Consider the following 14,804-nt stretch of genomic DNA (forward strand, 5'->3'; position numbering starts at 1 on the left):
ATCTAATATAAATCTATACCGTTTTCAAAATCTGCTGCATTTAAGTCATCGACTAAATCATCTGAAAATTCATCAGTAAAGTCATCTGAAAAATCATCATCAAAATCGTCATCTGCATACGAGTCTTCATCTGATTCATAACTCTCTGCATCATCATCATCGAACAATTCATCATCAAACTTGTTCAATGAGTCATCACTGACTTCTTCAAAATCATTTTCTTTCTCATAGTCTGACAAATCTTCATTATATTCATCAACGTATGAGAAAACCGACGCCGTAACTGATAAAGCTTTCATATCAACTGATTCAAGCATAGCACCCGTCCTTATTTGATATATAAAATGTAATTGAGTATAATTATTCTGTCAATCTGTCTGGTAACAGAAAAGTATATTTTTAATATGAAAATTGTGAATTTTAACGCGGTTGAATGCAAATAGATGAAAATAAATGCAGACTTTTTTAAGTTTTCCATCCATTGGACAAGCATATTATCAAAAAGTTGACTAAAAAAATTGTCGGTCGGTAGCGAAGACGAATAAAAAAATGATTCTGAGCGGTGCGACCGAAGGGAGTCAGATACTTATTCCGCTCATCCATCATTTTTTTTACATCTGCAAATGTATTTATAATGCGTTTGTACAGGAATTTGTTTTTCTATGAATTGACTTTACTTGTTATTTTAGTATAATTAATGAACTATGTTGGTCGGTGTTCAGGTTTTTGCACCAGCGAAAGTGAATATAGGACTTCGCGTCTTGGATAAGAAATCGAGTTTTGAATTCAACAGTGATTACAAATCAGCTGGATTTCATTGCATTGAGAGTATTTTTCAGACTGTGAGTTTGTGCGATGAAATTAATGTTTCATTTATGCAGGCCAATATAAAAAATATGGTGAACGTAAAAGCGTTTGACTGTATTTTTGATGATGTTTCGGAGGATTCGAAAACTGAAAAACAGTTTGAACTTCCTCCTGAAAATACAATATCCAAAGTTTACGATTTGTTTTGCCAATTTACTGGGCTGAATAACGGGGTTGAGGTTCTTCTCAAAAAACGGATCCCTGCTGGCGGTGGTTTGGGGGGCGGTTCGTCCGATGCTGCATCTTTTTTGTATGCATTGACTAAACTTTATGGCATCGAATTGACAGAAAAACTTGCGGATTTTGTAGCATCAAAAGTGGGAAGCGATGTTTTTTTCTTCGTGCACAGTCTTTTGAATGGCGGTGAGCGAAATGCGGCATTGGTTTCTGGTAGAGGCGAGATTATAAAATCTCTAAAACCTCGCAACGATTTGACTTTTGTATTTATTTTTCCGGAGGTTCATAGCTCTACAAAAGAGGCTTACGGGCTTTTGGATGATTCTTATACGGCAGGAAAATATTTCTCCTGTCCTGACTTTGGGGAGTATGAGTCGATTTACAATGAGGCTGTTGAAAAATGGTCGTTTGTGAACAATTTTACCCCTGTTCTTGTGAGCAAATATCCGGTAATAGCGGAAGCTATTTCTGATATGAAAAAATATGGGGCGTTATGGGCGGATATGTCTGGCTCTGGTTCGGTGGTTTTTGGAGTTTTTGATAACGAAAAATCTGCTGAGACTTGTGTTGTTGGGCTGTCAAAATTGACCTGTAGTGCAGATTCTAACCATAGCTTTTCAACTTCCGTTGTTTGCGGGGCTGGAGAGTTGAGCTTGAACTTGAGACGGAAGTGGAAAAAATGTGTTCTTGCACATTGATTTCATGTTTCTTGCAAGGAGTGAGAATATGGAAGTCACAGAATTAAGAATTAGAAAAGTAACAGATGAAAGCAAATTGCGTGCGTATGTTACAGTAACTTTTGACAATTGCTTTGTTGTTCATAATGTAAAAATTATAGAAGGCAAAAACGGATTGTTTATCGCTATGCCAAGCAGAAAGACTGCTGGAGGCGAATATAAGGATGTGGCTCATCCTATAAGTCCTGAATTCAGAAATGCTTTACAGGAAAAAATTCTTGCAGAATATAATGCAGGTCATTTTGAGAAAGATGATGGTGTAGATGCTGCTGACTCTTTTTAAAATGGCTAGAAATTATAAAATAAATTTTTTTGATATAAATTAAGGAGTTCCTGAAATGGATCAGTTAGTTATTGAAGCTAAAAACCGTACAGAAGTTGGAAAAGCAGCTGTAAAAAAAACTTCGTGCTTCAGGTCGTATTCCTGCTGTAATGTATGATGAAGCAGGAAAGGCAGTATCAATCGATGTTGATACTGTTCAGTTTAACAAAGTATGGCGCAATATTACTTCAACACAGCTTGTTACACTTGATGTTGAAGGAAAGAGATATGATGCATTCATTCGTGATACAGAATACAACATCATGAATGACAGCGTTCTTCACGCTGACTTCTTTGCTGTTTCTAACACAAAGAAAGTTACACGCACATACAAAATCCAGTATTCTGGAACTGCTGCCGGAGTTTTGAAAGGTGGCTTCATGGTAAAACATATTCCAGAAATCACTTTGAAGGCTTTGCCAAAAGATCTTCCAGTTCGCGTTGTAGTTGACGTTTCTGGAGTTAACATTGGTGACATTTACAAGGTAAAAGATTTGAACCTCGGAGACAAAGTTGAAGTTCTTACTTCTGCTGAAGGTTCTCTCGTAAGCGTTGCACCAGCTCGCTAATTTTGATTAAAGGTCAACTTTAATTATAGATAGGCTCCCGATTTTTCGGGGGCTTTTTTATTTTGCGGGAATGCCGAAAGCTTGAATCTTACTCGGAGTGAATATGGATGTTTTTGAGCAAAAGATAAGTGATTTTTTTGAGAAAAATAATATTCACGAATCGGAATTTGGTATTGCTGTTTCTGGCGGTGCGGATTCTGTTTCGATGATGATTGCATTGAAGAATATTTTTGGTGCAGAAAAAATAAAGGTCATTAACGTCAATCATAATCTTCGGGAGGAGTCTGAAACAAAAGCTGATTCTGACTACGTTGAGCATTTATGCGCGAAAATTGGTGTTTCTTGTTCTGTTGTGACTTTTGCGCGCGGTAAAATCGAAAATCTTGCAAAATCCCGTGGGCGCGGAATTGAGGAGGCTGCCCGATTTGCCCGATATGAGGCATTTGAAAAGTTCAGACTCAAAAATCATCTGAAATATATTTGTCTTGCTCATAATCAAAACGATAATCTTGAAACTGCGCTTATGCGTTTTTTGCAGGGCAGCGGGCTTGAAGGCGGCGGTGGAATTGCTCCGGTGCGTGGGTGTTTTTTGCGTCCTTTGAGTGAAGTTTCCAGAGCCGAAATTGAGTCTTATTTGACCGAGAAAAAAATTGAATGGTGCACGGATTCAACAAACAACGATGTGAATTTTTTGCGGAACAAAATTCGGCATGTGCTTTTTCCTGTTCTGGATGAAAATTTTGCTGGCTGGAAAAAGGCGCTTTCAGCTGGAATCGAAAAAAATATTTTTGACGAGAGTTTTTTTGACCGTCAGGTTGATAAATTAAAATGGGACGAGAATCCTTCTGATTGCGACAGTCTTTTGATTGAACGAAAGATTTTTATGAATTTGGATTTTGCGATTCAGCGCAGGCTTGTTTATAAGGCTTTTTCGATTTTAAAATGCGGCGAGCGTTTCCCTTATAAGGTCTTAAAAACTATTGATTCGTGGCGTGATGCCAAAAATCATGAGGTTTGTGCGAACGACGTTGTTTTGCGTGCGGACGGAAAGTCATTTTTTGTTGAGCGAAAAAAAGATAAATTGCCGGAATTCGATTTTTTGTGCGTGGTGCGCAGAGAATGTGAATTCACTTTGGGAAAGTCATTTTTTTGTTTTGAAAACGGCACGCTTTTTTTGGAAAATCAATCTGAAGAATCATCAGAAAAAAAATCTGTTTGTAAACTTTGCTTGCCCTTTTGTGTGCGAACTGCACAGTTTTGCGACAAGATTCTTATGAAAAATGGCGTTGAAAAATCAATTTTTGATATTTTTTCCGATTGGCATGTACGGGAGGAAGATAAAAAATCTCTTTTTGTGGTTCAGAGTTTGACTGGCAGGCAGAAAATCGTTGCGCTTGTGGGCGAAAATTCTGGATATAAAAATTGGGTCTTGCGAGAAAATTCTGCCGAAAATAGATAGAGCGTTTCTTGTCTTCTCAATGGCGGATAATTGCTGTAAAATCAAAGAAGGATTCATATATGAAAAATAAATTTGTTCTCTTGATAATGACTTTTGCTTTTTCGTGCTGTTGCCTTTCTGTTTTTGCGCAGAGCAAATCTTCTGCGTCGGTGGCAAATCGCCGTACCGCCGTGCGTTATTTAAAGCTTGCAAAACAATATGCCGCACGTCAGCAGTGGAACGAGGCTGATTCACAGGCTGTTCTGGGGCTTGCATATGATGATTCTGTGTCTGATTTGTGGTACATTCGTGCTGTTGCGAATAATGCTCGTGGCGGTGAGCGTTTTGAGACACTTCCTTATATCGAAAAATCCCTTGAAAAAAATAATTGGGTTGACTACAACCGTGATGGTGCGCGAATTCTTTATGCCGATTTGCTGAGTTCGACACTTCGCTTTGAGCAGGCTATTAAAATGCTCGACGAAACTCCGCTTTTGTATTCTGCGGATGCCGAGTACATTCGCATAAAGTGTTATTACAATCTTGAGGGAAATGAAAATCTTGAAAAAGCACGTTCGAAAATCGATGCTGCAAGACGTGTTTATCCGAATGATTCAAGATTTGCTGATTTGTTCTACAAATATGAATACAAATTTCAGTTCGCAAATTCTACAGATAAAGAATTGTTGTCTGAGGAACTGAATTCTGAAAGTGAGGAAACTGCAGAAAATCAGAAAGATATTCTTTCAGAAGAGAAAATCGATGATGAAGTTAAGAAAATCGCTGCGAATATTTCGCTTTTGGTGCCAAAATATAAAAATCCTGTGAATGCGGACGAAATTGAAATGTTCGACGCGATTTTTTCTGAGGGCGAGGAGCAAGTTCGAAAGATTAAGGCGTTTTATGCCCGTGGTGGAAAGTCTCCGTATTTTGCTATCTTTGCGCTGAAGCTTGGCGTTATTGATGCCGTTTCCGCTTTGGATTCTTTTTATGAGTTTGCGGGGAACAAAATTGATTTTGCAATAATCGAAGAATTTGTTCAGCTTGAAAATCTTTTGGCGGATGAAAATTGTAAAAAAGAACTTGCGGAATATTTGAATTCTTTTGAGGGAATCATAACTTTTGATACGGACGGTGACCTTGAGCACAACGTTGAGGTAAAATATCATCGTGGGCGGCCAGACTCGATTATTTATGACTGGAATCAGGACGGAAAAATTGACTGGCAGGCTATTTGTGATTTTGGTTTGCCAAAAAATATAAAGTTGGGTTCTGAAATTGATGTTGATTATGATGAGTGGCCGTATGCATCCACGATTTCAACGGAAAATTCTCTTTTCAATTTGATTCCGAAAACTCTTGCTTGGTCACCAGTTGACATAGTTGCTGACAAAACCATAAAAAATTCTCTTGGCTTGGATTTTTATATTCCGATTTGCATGGAAAAAGAGGCATCTGACGCAATTCATGAAATTCGTGAGTTGAACGGAAATGAAGAAATTATATCTTTGAAATATGTTTTCAACAAAAAAAATCTCTTGAAATATATTTCATCAATGGAAATTCCGATTTCAGAACGAGCTGATTCTCACGTTCAGTATTTGATTCAGGATGGAAGCATTCTTTCTGCGCGATATTTCCAAAAAGATTACATGTATTCGGTTGTTGATTATAAAGATGGCTTGCCGAATTTAAGGTTGCTTGACAGCGACAATGATGGAATTTTTGAAACTACCGTAGAGTATGCGCCGAATCCAAATCCAAAAAAAGAGGCTGAAGATTCTTTTCCGTTGCGGACTCTGGAATACGAAAAGTCTGAAGTTTACGAAAAATTGATTCAGATTGACCGTGACGGCGACACGATTCCTGATTACTCAGAATTCGTTAACGAAAACTTTGACAAAGTTTGCTCGTGGGACGGTGACGGTGACGGTGACGGAAAATGGGAAATGCAGTACGTGCGTTTTGCCATGAAAGACGATCAGATTCTTCGTGAAGAGTCTTCGTTTATCAAGCCTATTACGAATACCGTCGTTACGATTTCGTTTGAGAATGGAAATCCTGTAAAAGTCACTGATGACGGCAGGAGCATTTCTGTTACGAAAGGATTTAACGATGGTTTTTACTGGTTAGATGAGGTTTGCGGTAAGTCTGTGGAAGAATTGATTCTAAAATCTGTAAATTTAAAATCTAATCAAGGGTTGGCGACTATAGTTGATTCTAGAACTGATTCTGATAGATTTTTTGCAATTCGCATCGGAAAAATGATTTTTGGAGAAAAGTTACCAACTTCTTTGATTAAAAACGAAAAAAGATAAAGTAACTGCTAATGACTTTGATGAAAAATAAAAAATGTATTTTTTCCGCTTTTTTTGCTGCGTTGATTTTTGCTTCCTGCTCGACTTTAAAGGAGCCGGAAGAGATTTATGAACTTCCTGATTACACAGAAGAAGATGCTAAAAATGCTGAAATTGCCCGCATAGAGGACTTGCTTGAGAAAAATCCTGTTCAGGCAATGTGGCGGGCGACTTTGATTCAAGACGAGCCGACTTTAAAAAAGACTTCAGACAAAGTTCTCGCTGAGTTTAACAAAGATTTAAATGCTAAAAATTATTTTTCGGCAAAAAAATTATATAAATCGCTAAGAACGGTTTCTCCGGATTTTGTTTCGGGGTTGTCGGTTGACGAAAAAGAGCTTGAGAGGCTTTGCAACGAGAATGTTCCCGGTCTTTCAAAAAAAAATGTTACTGGAAAGCAGAAGGTTTCTTCGTACATAAACGGTACCGTTACAGTTTGGGTTGACAAGGGCGTAAAAGTCGAGCGTGGAGTTGGCTATGCGGACCGTGTAATTGGTTCTGGATTTTTTATTTCGAGTGATGGATATATCGTTACGAATCATCATGTGATTTCGGACTTGGTTGACAAGCGGAGCGAGGGGTATTCCCGCCTTTTTATAAAACTTGCAGAAGACAGCGATACTCGTATTCCCGCAAAGGTTATTGGCTGGGATTCCGATATTGATCTTGCTCTTTTGAAGGCCGAAGTTACGGCTCCGTATGTTTTTAATTTGGGGTCGAGCGAGGATTTGGACGTTGGCGATAAGATTTATGCGATTGGTTCGCCGGTCGGACTGGAGCGTACTCTTACAAGCGGAATTGTTAGTGCCGTTGACCGAAAGCTGTTTTCTTTGGGTTCTGTAATGCAGATTGATGCTGCTGTGAATTCCGGAAATTCGGGAGGACCTTGCATTGATGAAAATGGAAACGTGCAGGCAATTGTTTTTGCAGGTATGCTTCAATATGAAGGATTGAATTTTGCAATTCCTGTAGAATATTTAAAGGCTGAACTTCCGGCGTTGTATGCTGGCGTTGCTTCGGGCGAGTCTGTTGCAGAAAAAGTTGAGCACTCATGGCTTTGTGCCTTTGGACACACAAAAAAGGATTTGGGTAAAGATTCAGGTCTTGAGATGCAATATATCATGCCGGGCGGAAGTGCGTGCCGTGCGGGCTTAAAGGCTGGTGATGTAATCACCGAATTTGATGGTCAGAAAATTTCTTCGCTTGAAGACATGCAGAATGCGTTGTTAAAAAATCCTGCAAAGTCTATAGTCAGCTTAAAGTACGTTGATGGCGAGGGGGCGGAGAAATCGTGTTCGATTTATCTTGCGTTGCGACCTGAAAATCCTGGATATTTGGTTTACAACAGTGATATTTGGGCGAATTCATTTTTGCCGATTTATGGAATGAAACTCTCTCAGGAAGGTGGTTCAAAAAAATATTCTGTTGAATCTGTGATTCGTGGCTCTGTTGCTGATGAGTCTGGTTTTTCTGAGAACGACTTTATCCAAATCAGAAATATTCAATTTAATAAAGAAAAATCTGTGATTTCGTCAGAAATCTATGCAAAAAATCGAAAAAAAGGGTATCTTGATGTGGGCTTAATGCTTTCTGCAATGCTTGATAGTCCGTATTATTTTTAGAGCCGAGTTTGGCTGTTAAGAACCAGAAAAGGAAATTATAATGACTGAAATGAAATTTAAGCGCAATTTTTGTATCGTTGCGCATATTGACCACGGTAAATCGACTTTGGCGGATCGGTTGATTCAGAAAGCCAAAATTATTGACGACCGCCAGATGACGAATCAGATTCTTGACAATATGGATATTGAGCGTGAACGCGGAATTACGATAAAAAGTCAGGCTGTTACGATTCCCTACCACGCGAAAGATGGTTGCGACTATGAACTTAATTTTGTAGACACTCCTGGTCACGTGGACTTTTCGTATGAGGTTAGCCGGGCTATTGCTTCGTGCGAGGGCGCGCTCCTTTTGATTGATGCGTCGCAAGGCGTCGAGAGCCAGACTGTGAGTAATTTGTATATGGCTATGGAGCATGATTTGTCGATTGTTCCTGTCGTTAATAAAATCGATTTGCCGTCAGCGGACATTGAGAACGTAAAACATCAGATTGACCATGATTTGGGATTGGATTCTGGCGATGCCGTTCCTGTGAGTGCAAAAACTGGTGCAGGAATCGACGAGCTTATGGAGGCAATCGTTACGAAATTCCCGGCCCCGACCGGAGACCCGAACGGAAAAGCTCAGGCTCTGATTTTTGACTGTCATTACGATGAGTATCGCGGTGTAATCATTCATATTCGTGTAAAAGAAGGCAGAATCAAAAAAGGCGATGTGATTCGCTTTATGTCGAACAATGCTGATTATAAAGTTGACCAAATCGGTATTTTTAAGATTAATTACGAGGAGACGCCATATCTTGAGGCCGGGGATGTAGGTTATATTATTTCGGGTGTGAAGACCGTAAGCGACGTTCGTGTTGGAGATACCGTAACGTTGGCTTCGGATCCTGCTGACGAGCCTTTGCCAGGTTTTAAGGAAGTTAAGCCTGTCGTGTTCTCTTCGATTTATCCAATGGACTCGAATGATTACGAAGAGCTTAAAGACAGCATGGAAAAACTCAAACTGAACGATGCGAGTTTGATTTACGAAAAAGACAACTCGATTGCGTTGGGAAATGGGTTTAGATGTGGATTCTTGGGGCTTCTTCATTTGGAGATTATTCAGGAGCGTCTTGAACGCGATTATGATCAGGCCGTTATTTTTACGGCACCTAGTGTTGAGTATAAAATTAAGCTTACTAGCGGCGAGGAAAAGACAATCGATAATCCTACGGAATTCCCGGAAGGACGTATTCAGACTGCTTGGGAGCCTTACATTCTTGCGACGATTATTACACCTACAGATTATATTGGTGCAATAATGAATCTTTGTAACGAAAAACGTGGCGTTCAGAAAAATATGAATTATCTGGACGAAAAACGCGTCGAGCTGACTTACGAAATGCCGCTTGCGGAAGTGCTTTTTGATTTTTATGACAAATTGAAGAGCTACAGCCGTGGTTACGCTTCTTTTGATTATGAAGTGACCGATTATCAGGAAACGGATCTTGTAAAAGTTGACATTCTTTTGAATGGAAAGCCTGTTGATGCTCTGTCTCAGCTTGCTTACAAGCCTGAGGCTGCTGTTCATGCAAAGAAAGTTTGCGAACGTTTGAAGGGTGAGATTTCGCGCCAGCAATTTAAAATCGCAATTCAGGGAGCTATCGGAAGCCAAATTATTGCACGAGAAACAGTAAATCCTGTTCGAAAGGATGTTCTTGCAAAATGTTATGGCGGTGACGTAACGCGAAAACGAAAACTGCTTGAAAAGCAAAAAGAGGGTAAAAAACGCATGAAGATGATAGGAAACGTAGAACTTCCGCAGAGTGCGTTCCTTGCAGTTTTGAAAGAAAAAGAAGAGTAAAAGGAAACGAGAAAGTTGACTTATAGAGTGCGAGTTTGTTTTTAGCGTTTCCCGTAATTTTTCTTTACGGAAAATTACGCCTTAGTAGAATGCTTTGCAGGTGTTTTCAATGTGGCCGCGACAAGTATTGTGGCCACATTGAATGTTTAGTTTTTGCTAAGTTCCTGGAGCGAGCGTTTTATGTCTTTCAAGAAAAAGTCTATTTCTGAGCGTACTCGTTTTAAGAAACTTACATTTTCCACATCGCATTTAAAGCCGTCCGGAAAGTGCAGGTAAAGGTACTCCCGCTGCTGTAAAAGTTCACTCAATTCTTGGGTGACGGTTTTCCCGCAACAAGCCACATCATTTCCGAATATCAAAAGTTCTTTCATTCGATTGAGGGCTTTTTCTTCGCCTTCAAGGAAAGCTAGAATCTGTCCTTTTGAGGTCTGCTTTACAAATATGTTTTTTGTGGAAAATTTTTCTTCTGAATGAATCTGCTGCACGAAATCTAAAAATTGTTCGTAATTGCATTGCTGAATTCCAAGAGGAATTCCTTGAAATCCTAAATCGTAAAGATTTTGCTGACCATAGAAAGCCTGCAAAAATTGTTCCGCATATCCAGAAAGTCCAATGTCCGTAAAAATTGGAACGTTATTTTTTCCAATGAAAAACTTTGCTCCTGGTCGGAAGGCTGCGCCATAATTTTCAACGGGCGTAAGTCGATTTGTTGATGCGAGTCGCTGCAAATGTGCCGGTGCGCCGTTTGCATGTGTCTTTCCGAGCGAGAATGAAAAATCCAGGCCTGTGATGAAAATAGGATTTTTTTGAGGCGATGAACGCAAGTTTAATGCAAGATAAACAGCATAAAGTCCGACCGAGCCAAGTGCAGGGAACATTGGCGGAAGAAGTTTTTTTTCATTCAACCGCTTCAAGAAATGCGAATTGTCATACGAAGAAGTAAAATAAGTCAGTTTGTTTCCCGCAAGTTTTGTTATCTGCATCCGCGATGTCATGTCCGCAAAGAGAATTGCGTCTTTCGCATCGTTTGCAATGTACGCTTTTGTGATTGCAACTTGGCTTTCTACGGCGGCGATTCCGTCAACGTGAATCTTAAAATCCCGCAAGATTGGAAGGGCTGCGTCTACGGCGAGCACAAAACACTTTTCGATTTGTTCTTTAGGAACTTCCCGTAAAAATTGTTCAGTTGTTTCACCAGCACCAAAAATCAGAATCGGTTTAGAAACTTTTTTGTAAATGTTTTTGAGGTCGTAAGAATTTTCAAGATTCGAAAGATTGTGAAAAAGATTTCTTGAAAAAAGTCTTCCGAGTTTTACGAGTGTAAGTCGGTTTTTCCAAAACGAGGCAATTATATTTTGTGCGATGATTTGAATCTGTTTGTAAAAGTCGTTTGCAAAAAAAGTTCCTCCGCTCATTTCGAGCAAAATTGCCCGCTTGAAAGTGTAGAGTGGTGGAAATTCAACTCCTTCATAAATCAGCTTTGCAATGTTTTTCGCCTGTTCTTGATTCAAAAAAATTAACGGAAGTTTTGAGTCTAACGAAAAATCTTTTTTGAGTTCTTCGAGTTTTTCATTTGCAAAATCGTAGAGTTCGTTTTCGCTTTCAATGGCAACGATAAAGCTTTCTTCTGGAAGAATTTTCAAAAGCTCTTTTAAGCCGTACCATAAAACTGGAGACACGCAAAAAATCAAAGTGCCTGGCAAAAGATTCAAAGAATTTATCGTCTGAATTGTGGATTTTGCCGGGTCGTATTTTGAGTAAAGGAATCTGCCTTTGTATGAAACAGAAAAGCCCCGGCTAGTTTGCACCAGACAGGGCTTTTCTTGGGCAAGTGGTTGCCCAAGTTTAGTATCGTTCAATTTTAGCCTTATTTTTTCTGCATGTAATTGTTGTAATATGTATCACTAACTTTGTTTACGAGTTTTGGACTCTTTAAGATTGTAGAAGTTGCTGAAGTTTGATCAAAGTTTGCAACTTCTGTTGAGATTGTCTCAAGATCTTTGTCTGTAACTTCGTTAGTCTGTGAACCTGTATTTTTAAGAACGATGATTTTGTTTCCGAGTACGATTGGCTCAGAAACTTCGTTTTCTTTTAATGCGAATGCTTTTTCGAGGAAGTTCTCGTTTTTGTTTGCGCCAGAAAGTTCTTTTACATCGCTCGAAAGTGTGCCTGCAATTTCAAGGTTTCCGTAGTTCAATGCGAATGCAGGAACTTCGATTTTTTTGAGGATTGAAGAATTTTCTTCTGTAGACTCTTCCTCGGCGTTTTCGCTGTTCTCTGCGACTGCTGCTGTAGATTCTGGAGTTTTATCTGAATTATATGCAGCGATTGCTTCGTCAAAACCGTTTGTCGTTGCATTTGTCGCAAAATCTTTTGCAACTGCTGTAAAGTAGTCTTCGATTCTTCCAGATTCGTTTGAAGTAATGTAGTTTTTTGCTGCGTTGATGATTTCTTCGTTTGAAAAATCTGCTTCAACTACATCGCCATCTTTTCGGAATACAGAATAGCCGACTTTTGTCTGAATAACTTCTGAAAGTGCGTCTTTTTCAAGCAAAATGATTTTTTCTGCATCAGCGTCGTTTGCGAGTGCTGCTTTAATCTGATAGAAATATGGTGAGTTGAATTTTCCGTCAGAATTGCGGTAGTTCTTTTCTGAATACTCTTTTCCTGCATCCTCGAAAGTGATTTCGTTTTTCTGAATCTGTCCGAGGTATTTTGAGGCTTCATCCTGAGTTTTAAAAGTGAGTACAGAAAGGTCATATTTTGCAAAAAGACTTTTGTTTTCTTCGCCGAATTTTACGATTTCTTCCTGCGGATACTGTGATTTGTCAAATGCAACCAAATCAAATGATTTTTTATTTGCCCCGATTGAAGCCAAAAAATCTGTTTCTTTTGAAGAGGCTTTGAGTCCGAAAAGTTTGTTTTTTCCGACTTTTTTGTTTGACCCGAAATAATCTTCTATAATTCTGTCGTTGAGAAGGCTTCGTTCAAAATAAGCTTTTGCCTCGTCTTTCTGTTTGTCTGTGTTGTATGCTTTTACGTCAAAGTTTCCGTTTGCATCTTGATAGCGTGGAAGCATCGCACGGATTACAGATTTTTCGCTCGGAGCGTATCCAGATTCTTTTACTGCTGTTTCGTATGCGATTGAACGTGCTGTGAGGTTGAAAGCCTGATTGTAAATGTCGAGGTAGAGATAGTCGTTGAGATTTAATCCCATGCTTTCGTAGTAATTTTTTATGTAGTTGATGTTTGAAGAGAATTCTGTTCCCTGACCTTCTTTTATAGGAGTTTTGCCATATTTTCCATAAACAGAGGAATAGCTGCCGCCAAAGATGGCTGTTACTGATTCGCTTGCTCCAAAGAAAATGAAACAGAATACAGAAAGGATAAGTATTAGAACTGATCCCACCCAAAGTACTTTACTTTTCATACAAATTTGTCCTTTTATAGCTAGCTAATTTTGAGTTTGATCGTTTAATGAAATTGAGGTTTTTAGGCCTGGCGTTTTCGGTTTAAACTTTTTTAACTCATTGTTTAGCTATGTAATATATATAGATAGATTTGATAATTTTATCATCGTGAAAAATAGGTGTCAACGGACGCGGCGGAGGGAACTTGAAGAATTTAAGTTCTCTTTGCCGCGTCCCACGAGTTTTTCTGAAGAAAAACTCGTGCTTCACCGTGCATTTTTCAGGGGCTTCAACCATGCCGCGACAAGCACGGCGGCGTGGTTGAGGTTTAGCTTTAGCGTTCGCGCGGCGCTCACGCTTTTTGGTGTGTATGCTGAGTTGATTTTGCCGCGTCCCACGAGTTTTTCTGAGGAAAAACTTGCGCTTCACCGTGCAGTTTTCAGGGGCTTCAACCACGCCGCGACAAGCACGGCGGCGTGGTTGAGGTTTAGTTTTAGCGTTCGCGCAACGCTCACGCTTTGGGTGTGGATGCTGAGTTGATTTTGCCGCGGCCCGCAAGTTTTTTATTATTGCAGGCAGATTTTTTCGAGTTCGGCTAGCGATTCTGCTATAAAATCTGCACCGGCGGTTTTTAGTTCCTCGCGTGTTCCGTAGCCAAAAAGAACTCCGCAGGATTTTAGGCCTGTTTTTTTTGCGCCAAGAATGTCGTGCTTTCGGTCGCCAATCATAAGGATTTTGCTGCGGTCTGTGATTCCGTTGCGGGCGATTGCGTATTCAATCACTTCGTCTTTTTTGCTGCGGGTTTCGTCTATGTTGCTTCCACAAACGTTTTCAAAATATTCTGCAAGTCCAAAATGTTCGATTATGCGAACTGAATATTCTTCTGGCTTTGAAGTTGCCACCACGAGTTTTTTTTCTGCGGATTTTAATTTTTCGAGCAGATTTTTGATTCCTGGATAAACTGAATTTTCAAAAAGTCCTTTTTCTGCAAAGTATTCTCGGTACTTTACGATTGCTTCGGCGGCTTTTTCGTCGGAAAATCCGAACTGGGTCCTAAAAGTGTCGAGCAAGGGCGGCCCAATAAAAGAACAGAGTTTTTCGTACGAAGGAATTTCGATTCCGTAATATTTGAGGGCATAAACAAAAGAATTTGCGATTCCTTTGGCAGGATTTGTAAGCGTTCCGTCCAAATCAAAAAAAAGATAATCAAACATACTTTCTTTTTAATGATAGAACTGAAGGATGTCAACGGACGCGGCGGAGGGAACTTGAAGAATTTAAGTTCTCTTTGCCGCTTCCCAAAAGTTTTTCAAAAGAAAAACTTTTGCTTCCTCGTGCAGTTTGCAGGTGTTTCAAACAAGCGGCGGCAATGGGAGCCGCTTGTTTGAGGTTTTGTCCTAGTGCTCGCGCAGCGCTCGCACTTTTGGGTTGGCGAGTGGAGTTTGCCGCGTCCCAAAAGTTT

13 protein-coding genes are annotated in these 14,804 nt (G+C 39.7%); 7 read left to right on the forward strand and 6 right to left on the reverse strand.

The window, feature by feature from the left end; genetic code table 11:
• Positions 1-2 precede the first annotated feature (2 nt).
• Complete coding sequence (locus JI65_RS15185) at positions 3-299, reverse strand: hypothetical protein (RefSeq protein WP_191018011.1); 297 nt, start codon at positions 297-299, stop codon at positions 3-5.
• A gap of 462 nt (positions 300-761) precedes the next feature.
• On the opposite strand from JI65_RS15185, the gene JI65_RS15190 reads away from it, so the two are divergent.
• The 7 genes from JI65_RS15190 to lepA all read left to right on the forward strand — a co-directional run bounded on the left by JI65_RS15190 (position 762) and on the right by lepA (position 9,932).
• Positions 762-1,742, forward strand: coding sequence for a 4-(cytidine 5'-diphospho)-2-C-methyl-D-erythritol kinase (locus JI65_RS15190; RefSeq protein WP_191018012.1), 981 nt, complete (start codon positions 762-764; stop codon positions 1,740-1,742).
• A gap of 28 nt (positions 1,743-1,770) precedes the next feature.
• Positions 1,771-2,064, forward strand: a complete 294-nt coding sequence (spoVG, locus tag JI65_RS15195; protein WP_191018013.1) for a septation regulator SpoVG — start codon at positions 1,771-1,773, stop codon at positions 2,062-2,064.
• A 149-nt stretch (positions 2,065-2,213) separates the two neighbouring features.
• Positions 2,214-2,672, forward strand: coding sequence for a 50S ribosomal protein L25 (locus JI65_RS15200; protein WP_242457270.1), 459 nt, complete (start codon positions 2,214-2,216; stop codon positions 2,670-2,672).
• A gap of 103 nt (positions 2,673-2,775) precedes the next feature.
• Positions 2,776-4,131 carry a tRNA lysidine(34) synthetase TilS gene (gene tilS, locus JI65_RS15205; protein WP_191018014.1) on the forward strand — a complete coding sequence of 452 codons (1,356 nt, stop codon included), beginning with the start codon at positions 2,776-2,778 and terminating at the stop codon, positions 4,129-4,131.
• 59 nt (positions 4,132-4,190) lie between these two features.
• Positions 4,191-6,428: a tetratricopeptide repeat protein gene (locus JI65_RS15210; RefSeq protein ID WP_191018015.1), complete on the forward strand. Its 2,238-nt coding sequence runs from the start codon at positions 4,191-4,193 to the stop codon at positions 6,426-6,428.
• An 11-nt stretch (positions 6,429-6,439) separates the two neighbouring features.
• Positions 6,440-8,089 carry a S1C family serine protease gene (locus JI65_RS15215; protein ID WP_242457271.1) on the forward strand — a complete coding sequence of 550 codons (1,650 nt, stop codon included), beginning with the start codon at positions 6,440-6,442 and terminating at the stop codon, positions 8,087-8,089.
• 40 nt (positions 8,090-8,129) lie between these two features.
• Positions 8,130-9,932 (forward strand): translation elongation factor 4, encoded by a 1,803-nt coding sequence (gene lepA / locus JI65_RS15220; protein WP_191018016.1) that lies wholly within the window; start codon positions 8,130-8,132, stop codon positions 9,930-9,932.
• 146 nt (positions 9,933-10,078) lie between these two features.
• Here the strand turns inward: lepA and JI65_RS15225 are convergent, their stop codons facing one another.
• The 5 genes from JI65_RS15225 to JI65_RS17175 all read right to left on the reverse strand — a co-directional run.
• Positions 10,079-11,791: a 6-hydroxymethylpterin diphosphokinase MptE-like protein gene (locus JI65_RS15225; RefSeq protein ID WP_191018017.1), complete on the reverse strand. Its 1,713-nt coding sequence runs from the start codon at positions 11,789-11,791 to the stop codon at positions 10,079-10,081.
• An 8-nt stretch (positions 11,792-11,799) separates the two neighbouring features.
• Positions 11,800-13,362 carry a peptidylprolyl isomerase gene (locus tag JI65_RS15230; protein ID WP_191018018.1) on the reverse strand — a complete coding sequence of 521 codons (1,563 nt, stop codon included), beginning with the start codon at positions 13,360-13,362 and terminating at the stop codon, positions 11,800-11,802.
• A gap of 97 nt (positions 13,363-13,459) precedes the next feature.
• Positions 13,460-13,798 carry a hypothetical protein gene (locus JI65_RS15235; protein WP_191018019.1) on the reverse strand — a complete coding sequence of 113 codons (339 nt, stop codon included), beginning with the start codon at positions 13,796-13,798 and terminating at the stop codon, positions 13,460-13,462.
• Positions 13,799-13,908: 110 nt separating this feature from the next.
• A complete protein-coding gene (locus JI65_RS15240; RefSeq protein WP_191018020.1) occupies positions 13,909-14,556 on the reverse strand; it encodes an HAD family hydrolase in 648 nt (215 codons plus the stop codon).
• Positions 14,557-14,587: 31 nt separating this feature from the next.
• Positions 14,588-14,804 (reverse strand): hypothetical protein (locus JI65_RS17175; protein WP_207106101.1); only part of this gene is annotated, 217 nt, incomplete at its 5' end.

It is taken from the genome of Treponema zioleckii (assembly GCF_014737315.1).
GTDB lineage: Bacteria > Spirochaetota > Spirochaetia > Treponematales > Treponemataceae > Treponema_D > Treponema_D zioleckii.

Excerpts from the sequence above, each read along its gene's own strand:
- JI65_RS15185 (WP_191018011.1), bottom strand. The coding sequence starts at position 299 with ATGAAAGCTTTATCAGTTACGGCGTCGGTTTTCTCATACGTTGATGAA.
- spoVG (WP_191018013.1), top strand. The coding sequence starts at position 1,771 with ATGGAAGTCACAGAATTAAGAATTAGAAAAGTAACAGATGAAAGCAAA.
- JI65_RS15200 (WP_242457270.1), top strand. The coding sequence starts at position 2,214 with ATGTATGATGAAGCAGGAAAGGCAGTATCAATCGATGTTGATACTGTT.
- tilS (WP_191018014.1), top strand. The coding sequence starts at position 2,776 with ATGGATGTTTTTGAGCAAAAGATAAGTGATTTTTTTGAGAAAAATAAT.
- JI65_RS15210 (WP_191018015.1), top strand. The coding sequence starts at position 4,191 with ATGAAAAATAAATTTGTTCTCTTGATAATGACTTTTGCTTTTTCGTGC.
- JI65_RS15215 (WP_242457271.1), top strand. The coding sequence starts at position 6,440 with ATGACTTTGATGAAAAATAAAAAATGTATTTTTTCCGCTTTTTTTGCT.
- lepA (WP_191018016.1), top strand. The coding sequence starts at position 8,130 with ATGACTGAAATGAAATTTAAGCGCAATTTTTGTATCGTTGCGCATATT.
- JI65_RS15230 (WP_191018018.1), bottom strand. The coding sequence starts at position 13,362 with ATGAAAAGTAAAGTACTTTGGGTGGGATCAGTTCTAATACTTATCCTT.
- JI65_RS15240 (WP_191018020.1), bottom strand. The coding sequence starts at position 14,556 with ATGTTTGATTATCTTTTTTTTGATTTGGACGGAACGCTTACAAATCCT.